Annotated in this window: 20 protein-coding genes; 14 read left to right on the top strand and 6 right to left on the bottom strand. The window is 71.5% G+C overall.

The genetic code is table 11. The annotated features are described in order from the left end of the window. Nucleotide 1 precedes the first annotated feature (1 nt). From PS467_RS36685 to PS467_RS36665, 5 genes are all read right to left on the bottom strand, one after another. Entirely contained in the window at nt 2-2,284 is a 2,283-nt protein-coding gene (locus PS467_RS36685) for an NHLP family bacteriocin export ABC transporter peptidase/permease/ATPase subunit (protein ID WP_432280685.1), read from the bottom strand. After that, entirely contained in the window at nt 2,281-3,087 is an 807-nt protein-coding gene (locus PS467_RS36680) for an HlyD family efflux transporter periplasmic adaptor subunit (RefSeq protein ID WP_311038855.1), read from the bottom strand. The genes PS467_RS36685 and PS467_RS36680 overlap by 4 nt, the downstream gene beginning before the upstream one ends. A gap of 129 nt (nt 3,088-3,216) precedes the next feature. Beyond that, complete coding sequence (locus tag PS467_RS36675; RefSeq protein WP_268975969.1) at nt 3,217-3,435, bottom strand: type A2 lantipeptide; 219 nt, start codon at nt 3,433-3,435, stop codon at nt 3,217-3,219. Between the two features lie 463 nt (nt 3,436-3,898). Then, nucleotides 3,899-4,918 carry a glutathione S-transferase family protein gene (locus tag PS467_RS36670; protein ID WP_311038854.1) on the bottom strand — a complete coding sequence of 340 codons (1,020 nt, stop codon included), beginning with the start codon at nt 4,916-4,918 and terminating at the stop codon, nt 3,899-3,901. 488 nt (nt 4,919-5,406) lie between these two features. Beyond that, the gene (locus PS467_RS36665) at nt 5,407-6,984 is read right to left on the bottom strand and encodes a helix-turn-helix domain-containing protein (protein ID WP_311038853.1); all 1,578 of its coding nucleotides are present in this window, start codon (nt 6,982-6,984) and stop codon (nt 5,407-5,409) included. Nucleotides 6,985-7,238: 254 nt separating this feature from the next. Between PS467_RS36665 and PS467_RS36660 the strand changes: the two genes are divergently transcribed. Together PS467_RS36660 and PS467_RS36655 are read left to right on the top strand one after the other, a co-directional pair. Then, nucleotides 7,239-7,697, top strand: coding sequence for a hypothetical protein (locus tag PS467_RS36660; protein WP_311038852.1), 459 nt, complete (start codon nt 7,239-7,241; stop codon nt 7,695-7,697). Nucleotides 7,698-7,978: 281 nt separating this feature from the next. Further along, nucleotides 7,979-9,187: a S8 family peptidase gene (locus PS467_RS36655; protein WP_311038851.1), complete on the top strand. Its 1,209-nt coding sequence runs from the start codon at nt 7,979-7,981 to the stop codon at nt 9,185-9,187. A gap of 113 nt (nt 9,188-9,300) precedes the next feature. Here the strand turns inward: PS467_RS36655 and PS467_RS36650 are convergent, their stop codons facing one another. After that, nucleotides 9,301-9,885 carry a TetR/AcrR family transcriptional regulator gene (locus PS467_RS36650; RefSeq protein WP_311038850.1) on the bottom strand — a complete coding sequence of 195 codons (585 nt, stop codon included), beginning with the start codon at nt 9,883-9,885 and terminating at the stop codon, nt 9,301-9,303. A gap of 212 nt (nt 9,886-10,097) precedes the next feature. On the opposite strand from PS467_RS36650, the gene PS467_RS36645 reads away from it, so the two are divergent. From PS467_RS36645 to PS467_RS36590, 12 genes are all read left to right on the top strand, one after another. After that, the gene (locus tag PS467_RS36645; protein ID WP_311038849.1) at nt 10,098-11,312 is read left to right on the top strand and encodes a cytochrome P450; all 1,215 of its coding nucleotides are present in this window, start codon (nt 10,098-10,100) and stop codon (nt 11,310-11,312) included. A 124-nt stretch (nt 11,313-11,436) separates the two neighbouring features. Continuing rightward, complete coding sequence (locus tag PS467_RS36640; RefSeq protein ID WP_311038848.1) at nt 11,437-12,576, top strand: amidase domain-containing protein; 1,140 nt, start codon at nt 11,437-11,439, stop codon at nt 12,574-12,576. A 387-nt stretch (nt 12,577-12,963) separates the two neighbouring features. Beyond that, on the top strand, nt 12,964-13,758 hold the full coding sequence (locus PS467_RS36635; RefSeq protein WP_311038847.1) for an SDR family NAD(P)-dependent oxidoreductase: 795 nt from the start codon (nt 12,964-12,966) through the stop codon (nt 13,756-13,758). A gap of 103 nt (nt 13,759-13,861) precedes the next feature. Beyond that, complete coding sequence (locus tag PS467_RS36630; RefSeq protein ID WP_311038846.1) at nt 13,862-14,530, top strand: hypothetical protein; 669 nt, start codon at nt 13,862-13,864, stop codon at nt 14,528-14,530. Beyond that, nucleotides 14,527-14,724, top strand: coding sequence for a hypothetical protein (locus PS467_RS36625; RefSeq protein ID WP_268975959.1), 198 nt, complete (start codon nt 14,527-14,529; stop codon nt 14,722-14,724). Before PS467_RS36630 ends, PS467_RS36625 begins: the two co-directional genes overlap by 4 nt. 166 nt (nt 14,725-14,890) lie before the next feature. Next, the gene (locus PS467_RS36620; protein ID WP_268975958.1) at nt 14,891-15,298 is read left to right on the top strand and encodes a hypothetical protein; all 408 of its coding nucleotides are present in this window, start codon (nt 14,891-14,893) and stop codon (nt 15,296-15,298) included. Between the two features lie 38 nt (nt 15,299-15,336). Then, a complete protein-coding gene (locus PS467_RS36615; protein ID WP_311038845.1) occupies nt 15,337-15,912 on the top strand; it encodes a phage tail tube protein in 576 nt (191 codons plus the stop codon). Between the two features lie 79 nt (nt 15,913-15,991). Beyond that, on the top strand, nt 15,992-16,282 hold the full coding sequence (locus tag PS467_RS36610) for a hypothetical protein (protein WP_268975956.1): 291 nt from the start codon (nt 15,992-15,994) through the stop codon (nt 16,280-16,282). 14 nt (nt 16,283-16,296) lie between these two features. Continuing rightward, a complete protein-coding gene (locus PS467_RS36605; protein ID WP_311038844.1) occupies nt 16,297-16,698 on the top strand; it encodes a hypothetical protein in 402 nt (133 codons plus the stop codon). Between the two features lie 46 nt (nt 16,699-16,744). Next, entirely contained in the window at nt 16,745-17,311 is a 567-nt protein-coding gene (locus tag PS467_RS36600) for a hypothetical protein (RefSeq protein WP_311038843.1), read from the top strand. 21 nt (nt 17,312-17,332) lie between these two features. Next, entirely contained in the window at nt 17,333-18,493 is a 1,161-nt protein-coding gene (locus PS467_RS36595; RefSeq protein ID WP_311038842.1) for a phage tail family protein, read from the top strand. A gap of 5 nt (nt 18,494-18,498) precedes the next feature. Beyond that, nucleotides 18,499-19,410 carry a phage distal tail protein gene (locus PS467_RS36590; RefSeq protein ID WP_311038841.1) on the top strand — a complete coding sequence of 304 codons (912 nt, stop codon included), beginning with the start codon at nt 18,499-18,501 and terminating at the stop codon, nt 19,408-19,410. Nucleotides 19,411-19,413: the final 3 nt, after the last annotated feature.

The raw sequence follows: 19,413 nt of genomic DNA, 5'->3' as shown, positions 1-19,413 counted from the left end.
GTCAGTGCTCCTTCATCAGCTCGGCGTACGGGCCCTGGGCGGCGGCGAGGTCCTCGTGCCGTCCGCGTTCGACGACCGTGCCACGGTTCAGGACGAGGATCTCGTCGCTGTCGCGCACGGTGCTGAGCCGGTGGGCGATCACCACACACGCACAGCCGCGGCGGCGCAGGTTGTCCATCACGATCTGCTCGGTCCGCGCGTCCAGGGCGCTGGTGACCTCGTCCAGCACCAGGACGCTGGGGCGCCGCACCAGGGCGCGGGCGATCTCCAGCCGCTGCCGCTGGCCGCCGGAGAAGTTCCGGCCGTCCTGCTCCACCCGGCAGTGGATGCCCTCCGGGCGGCGTGCGATCACATCGTCGTAGAGCGCGGCGTCCCGCAGGGCCTCCACCACCGCGTCGTCCGGGATGGACGGGTCCCACAGCGCCACGTTGTCCCGCACCGTCCCCTCGAACAGGAAGACGTCCTGGTCGACGAAGGAGACCGAGGCGGCCAGCGCACCGCGGGGGATGTCCTCCAGGCGCTGTCCGTCGATGCGGATGACCCCCTCCCAGGGGGTGTAGAGGCCGGAGACGAGCCGGGAGACGGTGGACTTGCCGCTGCCGGAGGCGCCGACCAGCGCCACCTGCCGGCCGGGGCCGACGGACAGCGAGAAGTCGCGCAGCAGCGGTTCGTCCAGCGGGTTGTAGCCGAAGGTGATGTGCTCCAGCGTCACCTGCCCGGTCAGCCTGCGGGTGTCCGCGCGCGGCTCGTCGCGGGTGTAGAGGGAGTCCACCGGGAAGTTCTCCACGTCCTTGAGCCGGGCCACGTCGGCGGAGAAGTCCTGGACGCGGCCGGCCACTCCGTTGAGCCGGGTGATGGGCGCGGTGAAGCGGGCCACCAGCGCCTGGAAGGCCACCAGCAGACCGATGGAGATGTGTCCCTCGACGGCCCGCAGCCCGCCGATCCACAGGATCAGGGCGCTGTTGAGCGTGGCGAGGGTGGGGGCGACCACGGCCAGGTAGGCGCTCGGCACGCCGAGGCGCTGCTGTTCGTCCAGGGTGATGGCGTGCTGACCGGCCCAGCGGCGGAAGTAGCCGGTCTCGCCGCCGGTGGCCTTCACCGTCTCGATGAGCTGGAGACCGGTGTACGCGGTGGTGGTCAGCCGCGCGGTGTCGGCCCGCAGCTTCTGGGTCCTGGTGGCCCGCAGCCGTACCACCACCCGCATCGCCACCACGTTGAGCAGCGCCAGTCCGACGCCGACGACGGTGAGCTGGGGGTCGTAGGTCCACAGCAGAACGGCGTAGAGGACCACCACGATCCCGTCGACGGCCGCGGCGGCCAGATCGCGGGCGAGCGTCTCGGCGACGGTGTCGTTGGAGCGCAGCCGCTGGACCAGGTCCGCCGGGCTGCGCTGGGCGAAGAAGGTGACGGGCAGCCGCAGCAGATGCCGCAGGAACCGCGCGCTGCCGAGGGTGGAGGAGATGATGCGTCCGCGCAGCAGATTGGCCTGCTGGACGCCGGTCAGCACGGCGGTCAGCGCCACCGCCACGGCCATGGACGCGAACAGCGGGCCCAGCGTCGAGTCCTGGCCGCCGATCAGGAAGCCGTCGATGAAGGCGCGGCTGAGCGCCGGCACCGCGGCCCCCACCGCCACCAGCAACAGGCTGGCCAGCAGCGATGCCAGCAAGGTGCCCGTGGTGCCGCGCATCCGCGCGGGCAGGGCACCCAGCACCCCGGGGCGGCGGCCGCCCCGGCGGAAGGACTCCTCGGGTTCGAAGACCAGGACCACACCGGTGAAGCTGGTGTCGAACTCCTCGACGGGGACGAAACGGCGGCCCTTGTCGGGGTCGTTGATGTGGACGCCGCGCTTGCCGAACCGCCGTCCCATGCCGTCGTAGACGACGTAGTGGTTGAACTCCCAGAACAGGATCGCCGGGGCCTGGACCTCCGCGAGGGCCTCGGGCTCCATCTGCATGCCCTTGGCGCGCAGGCCGTAGCCGCGGGCGGCCTTGAGCAGATTGCTGGCGCGCGATCCGTCCCGGGAGACACCGCAGGCGATCCGCAGTTCCTCCAGCGGGACGTGGCGCCCGTAGTGTCCGAGCACCATGGCCAGCGACGCCGCACCGCACTCCAGGGCCTCCATCTGGAGCACGGTGGGGGTGCGCACGGTCCGGCGCCTGGATGTCCTCGGCCCGCCTCCGCCGCGCGGGGCGCGCCGCCGGCCGCGGGCCGGCTGGGGGCGGCGCGCCCCGCTGCTTCCGGCGGGTGCGGGCCGGGGCGGGCCGCCTTGGTTCGTCGCGGTCACGGGAGCAGCCAATCGATGGGGTGGCGGTCGGCCAGGTGGATGGTGCCGCTGGTCAGGGTCATGGAGCCGAGGGCGAACGGCGGGCCCTCGGGGGACGACCAGCGGTAGCCGGAGCGGGTGGCGGAGCTGCGGTCGAGGCGCACCTGGACCGCGACCGGCGGACCGTGCTTGGAGAACTCCGCGCCGAGCTGCTCGCTGCCGAGGTAGGAGCCGATCTGCTGGGACGACTGGGCGGTCCGGCCGACGGCTTGCACCGCACCGCGCAGCACCCCATAGGTCTGCGTGGGCACGGACTGCACACTGAGGTCGACCGACGCGCCCGCCCGGACCGAGGCCGCCCGGTCCGCGGGGACGTACAGGGTCGCCACCAGGGGGTCGCCGGAGTGGCCGACCCGCTCCACGGACGCGACGTCGGCACCGGTGTTCAGCACGGAGCCGATCGAGGCGGAAAGGGCGGTGAGCCGGCCGGCGGCGATGGTGCGCACGACGGTGGTGCCCCGGTCGGTGCGGACCTTCAGCAGCGGCGCTCCCGCCGGGAGGGTGCTGCCCTCGCGCGCGAGGACCGAGGTCACCTGGCCCGCGATCGGGCTCTGCAGCACATAGCTGCCCTGTCCGTGGGTGAGGATCCCGGTGGCTTCCAGGGTGCTGGAGACGGCGCCCGTGACGGCCCATACGGCGGCACCGGCCATGACCACCATCGTCACCGCCAGCGCCAGCCATCCCTGGGGGCGGGCGTAGCGCACCGGCAGATCGATGTCCTCTGCCGACTGGAGCTTGGTGAGGGCCTGCTGGCGGAACTGCACGAAAGTCTTTCCTCAACCGCGAGGGGAGTGGCCGGACACCACGGGTGGAGTGCTCGATGAGGCGGGCGCGGACCGCCGAGTGCCCCGGACCTGGCGGGTCCGGGGCACGGGGAAGGCGGTGCGTCAGCCTCAGAGGCTGCTGACGACCCCACCGACGATGCCGGTGGTGTTCAGGCCGGTGAGACCGTCAACCGTGCCGGTCACGGTGCCGACGACGCCGGCCACCGGGCCGGTGACGGAGTCGACCGTGCCGAGGACGTCGCCCACCGGGTTGCCGATGCCGCCGGCCACGTTGTCCAGCTCGGCGTCGGAAATCTCCTGGGTCGCGACCTTGGGCGCGTTGTTCATTGTTGCGTCTCCCTTGGGTGACTGTCTCGTTGAGCTTGCAACAGCGCCTGGGGGCCGAAGGGGATCGGCTCCCGCGGCCAGCCACGGGGCTCCGGGAGACCCGGGGTCCGTGGCTGCCTGAGCGCGGAATGGGGATGTAACCACGGGGCTCGCGGCGTCGCGAATCAGCCAACCCCCGGAATCGGGCATTCCACCACTTTCCGATCACACGTCAGGCACATCCGCACACATCATCGACGCGGTTTGCTCACAGAAAGGTCACCTTTCGCGCCGCGCCCCGGACACCTTTCGCCAGGTGACGCGCGTCATTCCGGGTCCGGCGGCCGGGACCGGGGCCGAAGTGACACCTGGGACGGGAGGTGCGCACGGCATCTGTGGAGCAGCTGTGCTGATCACTTGAAGACCAGACGAACGGCGGTCGCACGCGCCGCCGGGCGGCGCGGGAATGGCGACATGTGCGACATCAGACCGCCCGGCCCCGCTCCGGTACCTCCTCGCCGTCCGGCACCGGTCCGGGCGGGGTGCCGTCGCCGAACGGACGACCGCCCAGCTCCTCGCGGTGATGCGGGGTCAGCCAGCCGGAGCGATCGGGGCCGAGCGGGACGATGCGGCGGGGGTTGATGTCGGTGTGCACCTGGTAGTAGTGGCGTTTGATGTGGTCGAAGTCGACGGTGTCCCCGAAGCCCGGCGTCTGGAAGAGGTCACGGACGTAGCCCCACAGCACCGGGTCCTCGCTGAGCTTGTTGCGATTGCACTTGAAGTGGCCGTGGTAGACGGCGTCGAACCGGACCAGCGTGGTGAACAGCCGGATATCGGCCTCGGTGATGGTGTCGCCGACCAGATAGCGCCGCGTGGACAGCCGCTCGGACAGCTCGTCGAGACGGGCGAACAGACGCCGGTAGGCGTCGTCGTAGGTGTGCTGGTGCTCGGCGAAACCCGCCCGGTACACGCCGTTGTTCACATCGCGGTAGATCCCCTCCGCCACCTCGTCGATCTCGTCGCGGTGCTCCTCGGGGTACAGGTCCGGGGCGCCCTCCCGGTGGAGGGCGGTCCACTCGGTGGCGAGGTCCAGGGTGATCCGGTGGTAGTCGTTGGTGACCAGTGCGCCGCTGGGGACGTCCACGACCGCGGGCACGCTCACCCCGCCCGGATATCCCGTCTCGCGGGCGTCGTACGCCTCACTGAGGAACGCGATGCCCAGCACCGGGTCCCGGTCCCCCGGGTCCAGGGTGAAGCGCCAACTGCGCTCGTCCTGGACCGGGTCGGCGACGGCCAGCGAAAGGGCCGGCTCCAGGCCGAGCAGCCGCCGTGAGACCAGCGCACGGCTCGCCCAGGGGCAGGCCCGGCTGACCACCAGCCGATAGCGCCCGGCCTCCACCGGCCAGCCGTCCCGGCCGTCGGCGGTGATCCGGTCGGCGAAGTGTGGCGCGGATCGGCGGAACTCCTTGCGTTCGCCGGATGTGTCCTGGTCAGCGATGTTCAACGGGACCACCTTCCACAGCGTGAACCTTGTGTGCGGTCCGTGCCACGGGTTGGCTTGCGAACGTTCCGTGCCACGGGGTGACACCTACCCGGTTCCACATCACGGGAAGGGGTATTCCTCACGGATCGGACACGGCACCGCGCCACGGGTGCCGACCGGGATCGTCCCGCTGCGCGCCACGGCCTGTGCCACCTGTGCGGGGACACTGCCGCTGGGGGCGCTCGCCGCACCCGAACCCGGGGGGACGTGGGCCGGAACGTCGCCGAGCGCGTACCGCGCCCACCGCGGGAAAGAAGCCCTCGGAGCTGTGACGCACCGTACGGCGACCGCCTGGATCACTCCCCACGTGGTGATGCAGACCGTCGTCACGCTGGGGCCGGGGCTTCGTTCCCGCGCTGTGCGGCAGGGCCGACGCTAAAGCGGATCACGGGGGCGGGCAACGGTGCACGGTGCGCATCGTCGCCCGCGGGCATGTGCACGGTGCGCAGTCAGACCTCCTGGTTGAGCCCGGAGATGTGCAGGGCGTGCACCAGGTCGTGGATGCCGGAGCCGGTGGTGAGCAGGTCACGGCTGAGCAGGTGTTCGGCGGCCCGCAGACGGGCCCTGACGGTGTTGCGGCTGACGCCGAGGTGGCGGGCGGTCCGCTGGGCGTCGGTGTTCGCGTCGATCCAGGCGCGCAGGGTGGTGTGCAGATCGCGGCCGCGGGTGTCCCGCAGCGGGCCGAGGAATTCCCGCGCCCAGGCGTGGGCGGGTCCGGTGCTCAGCAGCTCGTCCAGGGTGGGCACCGGGCGCCCGTCCGCGGCGCCGAAGCCACCCTCCGGCTGCCCTCCGGTCAGGCCGAAGGCCAGGTCGAGGGCGGCCCGGGTGCGCACCTCGCCCAGGTCCAGGCCGAGGGCCGTCTCCACCCGTCTGAGGTGGTGGGAGACGGTGTTGCGGCTGATGTCCAGCAGCCGGGCCACGGCGGACCGGGGGAAGGTGACGGCGAGCCGGGTGATGTCGAGCGTGGCCCTGGGCGTGGTGGCCAGTGGCCGCAGCAGGGCGCGGGCCCAGGCGTCCGCGTCGGTGCGGGGCAGCAGCGGCAGCAGCGGGGTCCGGCCGAGGTAGGCGGCCGTCCGCTCGGGGGTGTGGTGCGCCGCGGCCAGGGCGTGGACGGCCTGCCCGTACGCCTCGGCCGTGGCGCCGAGCGGATACGGGCTGCTGATGCCCAGCGCGTAGTGCGGGTTCTCCCGCACCAGGCGGCGCAGCACCATGCCCTGGCCGTGGGCCGTCCTGGGGTCGGCGGCGGTCCCGTCGGTGTCGTCGGCCTTGTCGGCGTCGTCGTCGGCGTCGTCGTCGGCGTCGTCGTCGGCGTCGGCGTCGTCGGCGTCGTCGTCGGCGACGAGACAGATGAGGTGCTCCTCGAAGGCCGGGCAGTGCACCATCAGACCCGTGCCGTGATAGCCCGATCCGTCCTGGTAGGCCTGTGCCAGCCGGTCACGGTCCTCCGGTGGGCAGTGCAGCAGGTAGACCCGCAGCCGTTCGGCGTCCAGCAGCGCGGGGACGGCGCCGGTGGTCATCCGGCGGGCCAGGGTGATGTCCCCCGCCAGCAGGGCGCTGAAGACGGCGAACCGCAGCTGCCGGGCCTTGTGCTGGTAGCCGCGGAAGGTGGTGTCCGCGTCCTGCGCCCGGTCCAGCAGCGCGATGACGCTCCCGGCGTGCGAGACCAGCGACGCCGCGTCCCGGGTGGGCGCCGAGGCGCCGGCCACCACCAGGACGGGGCGTGGCACACGCGCGCCGAGTGCCTCCAGACGCACCTGGAAGGCCCCGCTCTCGGTGACCGCCGCGGCCATCTGCCCGCCGGCCAGGCGCGCCAGCGTCGGCCCGAGCGAGGGCAGGATCTGCCGGGGGAAGCGCGCGGTGGCCGTCTCCACCGCCCCCGCGCTTCCGACCAGCGCGACACCGGCGTCGATCTGCCGGCCCAGCCAGTCGAGAACCGCCCGCGGGTCCGCCCCGGTCCCCCGGCTCATCTGCCGCCGCACCTCGTGCAGCAGTTCGTCCAGCCGTCCGGTGTGCGCCGGTGCCTCCACAGCAGTGCTCCTCCTCACCCCGCCGTTCGCCATGTCGTGCGGACCGGCCGGCGGTCCGCCCACCGACGTACTGTATTGACCGTTTCACGGGCCTTCGAAAGCGCCGGACACATCAGGCCGGTCGCGCGCGGCAGGTTCCCGGCCCGGACGGTGTCTTCGCAGGCCAGGCCCGTGGTGGGGGTGGTGACCCGGGCTGTTAGGTTGACATGCCCGGTTGTGAAGCAAAAGGAGATCACGTGCGCAAGGCAGTGCACATGGCAGTCACTTCGGTCATCGTCGGCCTTGTCGTCAGCGGCTGTGGAAACAGCGATGACGGTGAGAAGGAATCGAAGCCGAGTGGCGGAGCCACCTCAGCCGCCCGGCAGTCGCCCAGTTCGAGCCCGTCGGCCCAGCGCACGATCATCGAGCGTTCGGCGGGGTCCTGGAAGTCCATCGTGGCGGCGAAGTCCGACGACGCCCTGGCGACCCTCACCATCGCTGACGGCGAGGTCACCGCGAAGGGGCCGAAGCTCGACTGCACCGGCACGCTGAAGCCCGGTCAGGAGGACGGCGCGGACGCGCCCTCCCTGACCCTGTCGTGCGAGGGCGGCAGCGATGGCGGTCGGGGCCGGGGCACCGTCCAGATGAAGGGCGATGACGCGCTGGCGATCAACTGGGACGGCCCCGAGGGCGGCTTCGGCGGCCCCATCGACAGCTTCCGCAGGGCGAGCTGACGCCCGCCGGACCCCGGCGGCTCCCGGCCCCTCGGCGAGGCCGGGAGCCGCAGTGCTTTTACCGCATCGTGACGGCAACATGGCCCCGCATGACGGCGGATGACCCACCGCGTCAATCGTGTGGCATGCATATGACATCGCTTGTGGTGCGCTTCCACCGCGACGAATCCTCGAGAGGCCGGGGCGCTCACCGTGCGCTTCCGGTGCACCGCGCGGTCCCACACCACCCATAGAGCGCGCACGCACCACGGCGCGCCACCGACCGAGGAGGAACCCTCGCGATGGCAGTGATGCGTACCACCAAGCGGCGGATCGCCGCAGCGATCGCGGCGGCGGCCGCCGCCGTCTGCGTCGGAGCAGGCACGGCGCTCCCCGCGCACGCCGCACCGGCCGAAGGCACGGTGCTGCACGCCGGCGCCGCCGACGCGATCCCCGGCAGCTACATCGTCACCTTGAAGAAGACATCCGGTCTGAAGGCCACCTCCGGCGAGGGGAAGGACCTCGTCTCCGGATACGGCGGCGAGGTGCGGCGGACCTACACCACGGCGCTGAACGGCTATGCGGCGAAGCTGAGCGCCACCGAGGCCAGACGGCTCGCCGCCGATCCGGCCGTCGCCTCCGTCGAGCAGGACCGCGAGGTCCACGCCGATGCCACCCAGACCAACGCACCCTGGGGCCTGGACCGGGTCGACCAGGCCGGTCTGCCGCTGAGCGGCACGTACACCTACCCCGACAGCGCCGGCAGCGGGGTGACGGTCTACGTCCTGGACACCGGTGTGCGGATCACGCATACGGAGATCAGCGGCCGGGCCTCCTACGGCTATGACTTCGTGGACAACGACACCACCGCGCAGGACGGTTACGGCCATGGGACCCACGTGGCCACGACCGTCGCCGGCAGCACCTACGGCGTGGCCAAGAAGGCGAAGATCGTGGCGGTGCGGGTGCTCGGCAACGACGGGTCGGGCACCACGGCCGGTGTCATCGCGGGCGTGGACTGGATCACCGCCAACCACTCCGGCCCGTCGGTGGCCAATGTGTCGCTGGGCGGCGGCGCCAGCACCTCGCTGGACACCGCGGTGAACAACTCCATCGCCTCCGGCGTGACCTACTCCATCGCCGCGGGCAACTCGAACGCCAACGCCGCGAACTACTCCCCCGCCAGGGTGGCGGCCGCCCTCACGGTCGGCGCCACCACCAGCGCCGACGCGCGGGCGAGCTACTCCAACTACGGGTCGGTCGTGGACCTCTTCGCCCCGGGTTCGAACATCACCGCCGGCTGGAACTCCTCCGACACCGCCACCTACACCGGCAACGGCACCTCGTTCGCGGCTCCGCACGTCTCGGGAGCCGCGGCGGTCTATCTCTCCGGCCACCCCTCCGCGGCACCGTCCGCGGTGGGGTCCGCGCTGGTGAACGGGGCCACCTCGGGGGCCCTGTCCGGTATCGGCTCGGGCTCGCCGAACAAGCTGCTCAAGGTAGTCGAGTAGCCACCACCGCGTAAGCGACTCGCCACGTAAGCGATTCACCACGTAAGCGACTCACCGCATAAGCGCCGCCCGCCGGGACACCCGGCGGGCGGCGTTCGCCGTGTTCGGCGGTCTCACATCACGGAGCGGAACAAGCCCTCCAGCGCCTTCGCCATCTGGTCCGACGAGAGCGGGTCGGCGACCCCGCCCACGGCGTAGATGGCCCGGTCCAGCTTGATGCCCCGTGTCATCGCGCCGAGCAGCGCGGCCAGTTCGGTGCCGGTCAGCGCGGGCCGGTGGCCGGCCCGCTCGAACAGCGCGTCCAGCATGGTGCCGATGCGGCCGCTGAACCAGTTCTCGTGGTCCACCAGCGCGGTGGCGGCCTCGTGGTCCCGCAGCGCCATCATCCGGAATTCGAGGTGGATGAAGACCCACCGGGCGTCCAGGTGCTCCCCGCTGAAGATTCCGGCGAAGATCCGGGCGAGCTGGGGGGCGAGGTCCCGTCCGGTGTCCACATGGGCGATCCGCTCCCCGATGTAGTCGGCGGTGCGGTCGCCGTGCCGCCGGAAGACATCGAGGAAGAGTTTCAGCTTGCTGTCGTAGTTGGAGTAGAAGGCCCCGGTGGTCCTGCCCGCGCACTGGCAGATGTATCCGATCGAGGCCCCGTGGAAACCGCGTTCGGCGAACGCCCGCTCCGCCCCGACGAGCAACGCTTCCACGGTCTTTGACCGCTGCGGCGGCATCGGTGTGCCCCTCTCCCCCAGTTGTTCGACGAACCTGGCCAGATCCGTACGGTATCCGATCCGTCCCCCTGTTCAGTAGGGAACCCTATCGGTAGCGTTCCCTATCGAAGACCGCGGCCGATGCTCCGGAAAGTTCGTTCCGGGACGTTCGTGCCGGGCGGTTCCAGGAATCACGAAGGAGAGCCATCGTGAACACACCGATGCCCACGACCCATGACGACCTCCGAGACCTCCCTTCGTATCCGAATGAGCGGGACGACTACATCAACCCGGCACGCGCGCTGCTCAGCGGGCCGCCGATCAGTCCGCTGAGGTTCGTCGGCGGCAGCGCCGGCTGGCTGGTGACCGGCTATCACGAGGCGCGGGAGGTGCTGCGCGACCCTCGTTTCAGCGCCGAGCGCTGGCGCGGCGACGACGCGATGCGGGAGGTCCCCGAGTCGATCCGGCGGGAGCGGAGCAGCGGGGCGGGGTCGTTCCTGGCCATGGACGCGCCGGAGCACGGACGCTACCGGGGGCAGCTCACCAAGTACTTCACGGTGCGGCGGATGCGTGCGCTGGAGGAGCGCATAGAGGACATCGTGGCCGAGCGGCTGGACGCCCTGGAGGCGGCGGGCAAACCGGCCGATCTGGTCCGGCACTTCGCCCTGCCCATCCCCTCGCTGGTGATCTGCGAGATGCTCGGTGTGCCGTACGAGGAGCGGGAGCTGTTCCAGACCGTGGCCGCTCAGCTGCTGCGCCAGGACCGCACCGACGAGGAGTTCGTCGCCGGGCGGGCCGCGCTCCAGACGTACCTGGGCACGCTGATCCAAGCCAAGCGCAAGGAGCCGCGGGACGATCTGATCTCCCTGCTGACCGCCGTCGACGAATTCACCGACGAGGAGATCGCCGGTATCGCGGGGCTGCTGCTGATCGCCGGTCACGAGACCACGACCAACATGCTCAGCCTCGGCACCTTCGCCCTGCTGCGCCACCCCGAGCAGCTGCGGCGGCTGCGGGAGGACGAGTCGCTCCTTCCGCGGGCCGTCGAGGAGCTGCTGCGCTACCTCAGCATCGTCAACGCCTTCCCCGTCCGCATCGCGCTGGAGGACGTCGTCATCGGCGGTGTCACCATCACGGCCGGCCAGTCCGTGGCCGTCTCGATCCCCGCGGTGAACCGGGACCCGGCGCTGGTGGACGACCCGGACACGCTGAACATCGAGCGTGCCCGCAGCAGCCATCTCGCCTTCGGATACGGCATCCACCAGTGCCTGGGCCAGCATCTGGCCAGGATCGAGCTGGTGGCGGGCTACCGCGGGCTGATCCGCCGGTTCCCGGGACTGCGGCTCGCCGTGCCCCCGGAGGAGGTCCCGATGCGCAGCGACATGGTCATCTACGGAGCGCATGAGCTGCCCGTCACCTGGTGACGACGCGGTAGGGCCCGTTCCGCACCCGACCGAAATCATCACATGAGCCTCGCATCCATGGAGTTCATGTGATGATGCGGTGGCCCCGGTCCGTCCGGTCCGGGAGTGTGGAGGGGACATACACGTGAAGTCAACGACCTTCAGATCCGCCGCCGTGGGGGCCGTGCTGACGGCGGCCCTGTCCGCCGTGGCTCTGCCCGCCTCCGCCGCGAGCGCGGCGGAGAGCGCGGCGGCGGCCGGCACCGTGGACGCCGCGACCGCGCAGTCCTTCGGACGGCTGGCCGACGCGGTGCTGACCCAGCGCACGGCGGCTCTGCTGGACAACGAGCGGTCGGCGCGGCGCGCGGCCCCGCTCGCCGCGAACAACGTCCGCCTGTCGGCCGGCGCGACCCGGGCCGAGGACACCGCGCTGTCCGCGCTGCGCACCCGCAAGGCGCGGCTGGCGGCCCTGGGCGAGGCGTACACCTCCGCCGACACCCGGGTGGCGGTGGACGGGGTGCGGGTCGAGGCCGGGCACGCCACGGTCCAGGCCACCGAGACCACGACGCTGACGTACCGGAAGGTGCGCGGCGACGAGCCCACGACCACCGGCTTCCAGGCACACCACCGGCTGAGCTTCACCGCCGCGGCGGACGGGACGTGGCAGCTGACCGGCCTCACCTCGGCCGACGACGGTCCGCTGGCGGTCAACGAGCCCGGTACGGCGCGGGTGGCGGCCGGGACGACGGCCCTGCCCGAGGCGACGCCCGCCGCCACCACGGTGCCGTCCCGGCCGCAGACGAAGCCCGCGGGCAGCTATGACTACGCGGCGATGGCCTCGTACGCGGAGAAGTACTGGCAGAACTACAACACCGCCTACCGGAAGTTCAACGACGACGGCGGGGACTGCACCAACTTCGTGAGCCAGGCCCTGAAGGCGGGCGGCTGGGCCCACCAGTCCGGCGACTACGACGACTACCACAGCTGGTGGTACGACACCTCGTACCAGTCGACGTCCTGGGTGGGCGCCAACGAGTGGTCCTGGTTCACGCTGGACTCCAAGCGGGCCACCAACCTGGCGAACGTCTACGACATGGGCGTCGGCGACGTGATGCAGATGGATTTCGACAAGGACGGGTCCAAGGACCACACCATGGTCGTCACCTACCGGAGCGCGAGCGGGGTCCCGTATCTGACCTACCACTCGGTGAACACCTACCGCAGGTCCGTGGCCAGCATCATCGCCTCGTACCCGAACTCGGCCTACTACGCCTACCGCACCTGAGGCACCCGGCGCGTGCGAACGCGCTTCCCGCGGCCGTGGACCCCGCCCCTTTCCGGGCGGGGTCCATCCCTTGCCGGGCGGGGTCCGCCCCTTGCCGGGCGGGGTCCGCCCCTTGCCGGGCGGGGTCCGCCCCTTGCCGGGCGGGGTCCACCGCTTTCGCGGACCGCCGCGCGCCGGTCCGACACCCGCGCTCGGCGAAAATCCGGCGCACACCGGCGAGCGGGCGGCCCCGTGATGTGATGACCGCACGGTGCGCACCCGACGTCCGTGGCCGAATCCCCGCGGCGGAGACCGCCTTCATCGAGCCGACTGCGCTAGTATGGCGCGCATGCAACTAAAGGCGCACGCAAGCATTGCGGGCGTCCAAGGCATCGACGAAGGAGCGCCGTGCAGATCGACCTTTCCGGTAAGACCGCCCTGGTCACCGGCTCCACCCAGGGCATCGGGTTCGCCATCGCGGCCGGCCTGGCGCGGGCGGGCGCCCGTGTCGCCGTCAACGGCCGCCGGCCGGAGTCCGTCGAGGCCGCCATCCAGAAGCTCGAGGAGGAGACGGCGGGCGGCTCGTTCGTCCCCGCCCCCGGCGACATCACCTCCGAGGACGGCGCCCGCCAGGTCACCGGCGCCGTTCCGGACGCCGATGTCCTGGTCAACAACCTCGGCATCTTCGGGGCCGCTCCGGCGCTGGAGATCAGCGACGCGGAGTGGCGGCGCTATTTCGAGGTGAACGTCCTGGCCGCCGTCCGGATGATCCGCGGCTATCTGCCCGGGATGAAGGACCGCTCATGGGGCCGGATCCTGAACGTCGCCAGTGACTCCGCCGTCGTCATCCCCGCCGAGATGATCCACTACGGGATGTCCAAGACCGCGCTGCTCGCCGTCACCCGCGGCTTCGCCAAGGAGGCCGCCGGCACCGGGGTCACGGTCAACTCGCTGATCGCCGGGCCGACCCACACCGGCGGGGTCGAGGACTTCGTGTACGAGCTGGTGGACCCGGAGCTGCCCTGGGAGGAGGCGCAGCGGGAGTTCATGGCCAAGCACCGGCCGCAGTCGCTGCTCCAGCGGCTGATCGAGCCCGAGGAGATCGCCAACATGGCGGTCTACCTCAGCTCCCCGCTCGCCTCGGCCACCACCGGCGGCGCCGTCCGCGTCGACGGCGGCTATGTCGACTCGATCCTCCCCTGACCGACCCCCGGCCACCCCTCGAAAGCCTCATTCCGGTAGGAACCGTTCCGCGTGGACCGCGGTTCCTAGGGAGCGAAGAGGCAGACGACCCGGGGGGTTTCCGTTGAGCAAGGACGCGTTCGCGCACCCTGACCGCATCACAGCGAGCCGTTGGATCACCGTCCTGGTACGGCAGTTCCCCGAACTGCGGGCGGAGCTGGCCGCCACCCCGCGCCGCTCCGGCGCGGGCCGGCGGCGGGACGGCGCCGACCGCCACGGGCCCTCGGCACCGTTGCGCCTGCGGGTCTCCGACACCCTGCGCGACATCACCGACGGCGTCGTGGAGCTGGAGGAGGCCGTCCACGACCGGCTCGGCCTGCCGCCCGCGGCCAGGGGAACGGTCGAGGTCCGGCTGGTACGCCTGGCGGGGCTGCTGGAGCGGGTCGAGGCCGACCCGGTGCTGATGCGCCATCTGCTGGACGAGGTCAGCGCGATGGCGCGACGCTGCGCGGGCGCGCTCGGGGACGCCGAGCCCGTGGTCCGGCTGCGCGGCCGCTGCCCGCTGTGCGCCTCGGTCTCGCTGCGGGCCTTCCCGCTGCGCCGGGCGGTGCTGTGCATCAACCCCGGCTGCCGCTGCCCGCACCCGGCCTGTGGCTGCCATGCGGACCGGGCGCACCGGCACTCCTGGCCGGAGGGCGAGTGGGCGGAGCTCTCGGCCGGCGGCGGGATCGCCCTGGAGGAGATCACCGCCGCCCTGGACGGCCGTTCCGCCGCACCGGCGGTGAACCGGTGAGGACCACTCGGGCGCCCGAATACCCCCTGCTGACCGCCGCCGTGGCCGCCCTGGAGGTGGGCGTCACCCCGGCCACCATCCGCAAGTGGGTGCAGCTGGAGCGTCTGCGGCCCGCGGGCCGCCAGGGCAAGGCGTTCCTCTACCGGCTGGAGGATGTGTTCGCGGCCGAGCGCGCCGCACGGCGACATGACTGACCTGCGGACCCCTTGGTCATCTTGGGACAAGTGACGACAAGTGGTTGTCAAGGGGCGCCAGGTCAATCACACTTGGTGCCAGCGGCGGAGCTGTGCCCGGGGAACGGGCCACGGCCCCGCCGCTTTTCGCTGTGCGCAGCCCCTGACCACAGCAAGGAGTGCGCGCATGACCGAGCCCTTGGTGATCTTTCCTGACGTCGAGCGCCTCGTCGTCGAGCATTTGCAGAACCGCCCCGAACTGGCCGGGGTGCTGGTGGACAACCGGACCCCGCCGGACTTCGACGGGACCCAGAAGGCCGTGCTGGTCTCCCGGGCGGGCGGGGTCTGGGTGGAGGACATCCACCTGGACCAGCCGCTGGTCGACCTCGAGGTGTACGGCCCGGACAAACCCACCGCCCACACCGTCGCCACGGCCGCCCGTACGGCGCTGTTCACCGTGCGCGGCACCACCTTCGGCACCGCCCGCGTCACCGATGTCTCCGAGGTGGACGGCCCCCGTTGGCTGCCCGACTACCTCCACGCCGCGGCCAGCCGCTATCTGTCCACGGCCCGGCTCTCGATCCGCCCGGCGTAGCCGGCCGCCTGTCCTCATCACGCCACAAGGAGCCACGCATGCCCGGAATGAACCCCAATGAGATCCGTGTCGCGGGGACCGGCCGCATCCTGACCGCACCGCTGGGCACCACCGTCCCGGCCGATGTCTCCACGGAGTGGGCGGCGGGCTGGAAGGACCTCGGGTACACCACCACCGACGGCATCAAGTTCAACAAGAAGGACAAGATCGACCCGGTGGACACCTGGCAGTCGGTCAGCCCCGCCCGCTTCGTCTACTCCGACCGCGATCTCACTCTGAAGTTCCAGCTCCTCCAGCTCAACGAGGACACCCTGCCGTTCTTCTTCGGCGGTGATGCGGTGACGGAGACCGAGGCCGGGTCCCAGGTGTACCGCTATGAACTCGCCGCCGAGCCGAAGAAGGACGAGCGGATGCTGGGCGTGGAGTTCGCGGACGGCGATGTCATCAGGTACCGGTTCGTCATCCGCCGCGGCCAGGTCACCGAGACCGAGGAGCTCCAGCTCACCCGTACGGCCGCGGTCCGGCTCGGCGTCACCTTCACGGCGCTGGCCGTGGACAACGCCACCCCGCTGGCCACCTGGCTGATGAACGACCCGGCGTTCGCCGGATCCTGACCGCGCCGCCCCGACCGCGCCGCCCCCGCCGCGAAGACCCCGCCCACGAAAGATCTCCACCGCGAAGGAGCCGTCACCCATGTCCGCGTTCAATGTCAACGCCGCTCGCGCCCAGCGCCTCGAAGCGCTGGGCCTGACCTGGGACTTCGAGGTGGACGGGGAGACGTTCTCGCTGCCCACCGAGATCCCCCGCCGCTCCGCGCACGCCCTGGCCGAGCTGAAGGACAACGACCTGGACGGACTGCTCGCCCTCCTGATGGGCGAGGAGAGCTACCAGCGACTGTGCGCACACGAGGTGAGCGTGCAGGACATCGCCGCGATCCTGGAGGCGTACGGCCAGGACACCGGGCTCGGCGTGGGGGAAGGCTGAGCCTCGGCGCGCTCGTGGAGGAGCACGCCGAGGCGCTGGAGGCCGATCTGCTGCGGTACTACGGCGTCGATCTGCTCGACTGGCACCGCGAGGAGCTGTCCTCACGCCGTCTGGCGGTCCTGGTGCGCCATCTGCCACCGGACTCGGCGTTCGTACGGTCGCGGGAGGGCGAGGCCGCGGAGTGGACGCTGACCGACCATCTGCTGGCGGCAACCGTGGACCACCTGGCGATCGCCAACTGGATGTTCGCGTCGGTCAACCGCGACGAGTACGCGGACCCGCCCCAGACGCCGGTACCGGTGCCGAGGCCGGGGGCCGGAGCGGGGGCGGAGACGGAGCCCGTCGACGCGTCCGGCGGCCCGGCCGCCACCGGGCCGTCGCCGACGGCGGCGGAATTGGCGCGGTTCTTCGGCTGAGGAGACGTTCGGCCGACGAGGCGTTCTGGAGCTGAGGGGAAGGAAGATGACGGGATCGATCGATCCGATGAGGTCCATGGGCCAGGAGATCGACCGCAGAGTGCACGCCGCCCTGAACACGGCCGGCAAGAAGATCGTCAAAGACGCCGTGGACGCCGCGAAGGCCATCGTGCACCCCGCGGCGGTGAAGGGCGAGACCAGCGGCATCAAGACCGAGGCGGTCGGAGCCTCGCTCGGCTTCAAACTGTTCAACGCCGAGAAGACGGTGTTCGACCTCCAGGAGATCCTGGACAAGAGGCGCGGTCTGGACCCGGATTCCCTCAAGCGCGAGATCGCCACCGTACGCGGCGTCGCGGAGCGGGCGACACGGATCGCCGAGCAGGCCACGGTGACGTTGCGGAACACCCGCCAATCGCTCGGCCGCGTCACCGGCCGAGCCCTGGGCCAGGCCACCCGGGCCAACCGGCGGCTGGACGCCCTGCGGACCGAGATCCGGCGCGGCGCCCCGCAGCAGCAGGCGCACATCGGCAACACGCGGTCCTTCAGCGAAACCGCCGAGCGGATCAACCGCCTCGAGCAACGCATCAGCAGCCTGACCCGAGCCCTGGGCTGACGAGCCGGGAAGGAGGCAGCCATGTCACTGATCGCGGCACTCAACAGGTCATCGTCCGCACTGGTCAAACTCAAGAACGGCACCGGTCAGGCCGATACGAGCGTCGCCCGGCTCGCCCGTACGGCCACCCAGGCGGGTTCCGCCGTCGGCCGTATCAAGGCCGACGTCGACAAGTCGGCCACCTCGATGCGCACCCTCCAGCGCAACGCCGACGCCGCCGAGCGCTCCGTCGCCAAGAGCGGGAGGTCCATGAGCACGGCGGGGCGCAGCGCGGCGACCGGGGGCGGGCTCATGGGGCGGATGAAGACGGGACTCCAGGGGGTGACCACGGCCCAGAAGGGCCTGAACACCGCCATGAAGGCGAATGTCTTCGGGGTCGTCATGGCCCTGCTGATGCCGCTGATCATGAAGCTGGTCGACATGGCCCTGCAGTCCAAGACCGTCCAGCGCGTCGTCCAGGCCGCCTTCCGGATCATCGGCCAGGTCATCGGCACCACCATGCGGGTGGCCAGGCGCGTGGTCCAGACGACCTGGAACGCCATCAAGACGGCGTTCACGGTCGTACTGAAGGTCATCTGGACGGTGGTGAAGACCTACTTCACCCTCTACAAGACCATCATCACCACGGTCATCCACGCCATCATGGCCGTGGTACGGCCCCTGCTGTCGTTCTTCTCCGAGCGCGTCCCGGGCGCCTTCCGCTCCGCCCGAAGCGGCATCCAGCGCGCCTTCAGCGGGCTGGCGGGCATCGTGAGGGGTGCGTTCAGCGCCGTGCTCGGGGCCGTGCGCGGGCCGCTCAACGGAGTGATCGGGCTGGTCAACCGGGCGATCGGCGCGCTGAACCGGGTCAAGGTCTCGGTGCCCTCCTGGGTGCCGGGGGGAATCGGCGGCCGGTCGTTCGGGGTGAACATCCCCACCATCCCCACGCTCGCCCAGGGCGGCGTCGTACTGCCCCGCCCCGGCGGCACGCTCGCGCTGCTCGCCGAGGGCGGGCAGGCCGAGGCCGTCCTGCCGCTGAACCGGCTGCACACGCTGCTCGCCCGCACCGGGCCCGCGCCCGGCCCGGCCGCCTCCGGCAGGCCACCGGGCGGGTTCGTCATCGAGCACTACCACGAGGCCCCGGGCGCCACCGCCCGGCAGACCGCCGAGGATCTGATGTTCCTGATGAAGGCGAGGGGGTGAGTGACATGGCGAGCCGGACCAGCACCACCGAACCGGGGCCGCTGATCACCGCCGATGGGCAGGTGCAGTGGGCCGGGCTGCTGATGGGCCCCGGCACCGACTACTGGATCGCCGCCGAGGGGCTCACCGGCTGGGAGGAGCTGCCCGCCCTCGACACCTCCGACGCCGACCGCCCGGTGGGGCACGGCGGCTGGCCCGGTTCGCAGTGGGCACAGGCCCGTACGGTCACCGCGCAGGTGTGGTTCGCGCCCGACCCGGACGCCGGGCCACAGGCCGTGCGCGACGCGCTGCGCGCGCTGCGCGCCGCCACCGCCGTACGCGACGAGGAGGAGTGGCTCGCGGTACGGCTGCACGGCGAGACGCTGGCCGTACGGGCCCGGGTCACCCAGCGCGTCGTACCCACCGACCGGCAGTTCACCGCAAGCCGCCTGGCGAAGATGACGCTCCAGTGGAAGGCGAGCGACCCACGCCGCTACGAGGCGGTGGCACGGCGGGAGACCGTCGGTCTCCCCCGGCCGGAGCCCGGCCTGACCTGGCCGCTCGGCTGGCCGCTGATCTGGGGCACCCCCGAGTCCACCGGCGATCTGAACGTGGAGAACACCGGCAGTGCCCCCGCCCACCCCGTGATCACCTTCACCGGTCCGTGCACCACGCCACGGCTGGCCAACCGCACCACCGGCGACTGGCTCGAGTACGCGATCACCCTCGCCCCGGACGACGAACTCGTCGTCGACACGGCCGAGGGGACCGTGATGTTCAACGGCACCGCGTCGCGACGTCACACCGCGACCCCGGGCAGCGCACCCGAGGAGTCGTTCACCCTGCCGCCCGGCACCTCCCAGCTGTCGTTCCGGGCCGAGTCCGCGTCCGGCGGGGCGGCGGACGTCACCGTCGCCTGGCGCGGTGCCGACTGGTGACCG

It is taken from the genome of Streptomyces luomodiensis (assembly GCF_031679605.1).
GTDB lineage: Bacteria > Actinomycetota > Actinomycetes > Streptomycetales > Streptomycetaceae > Streptomyces > Streptomyces luomodiensis.
This window is presented reverse-complemented; position numbering and strand designations above follow the sequence as displayed.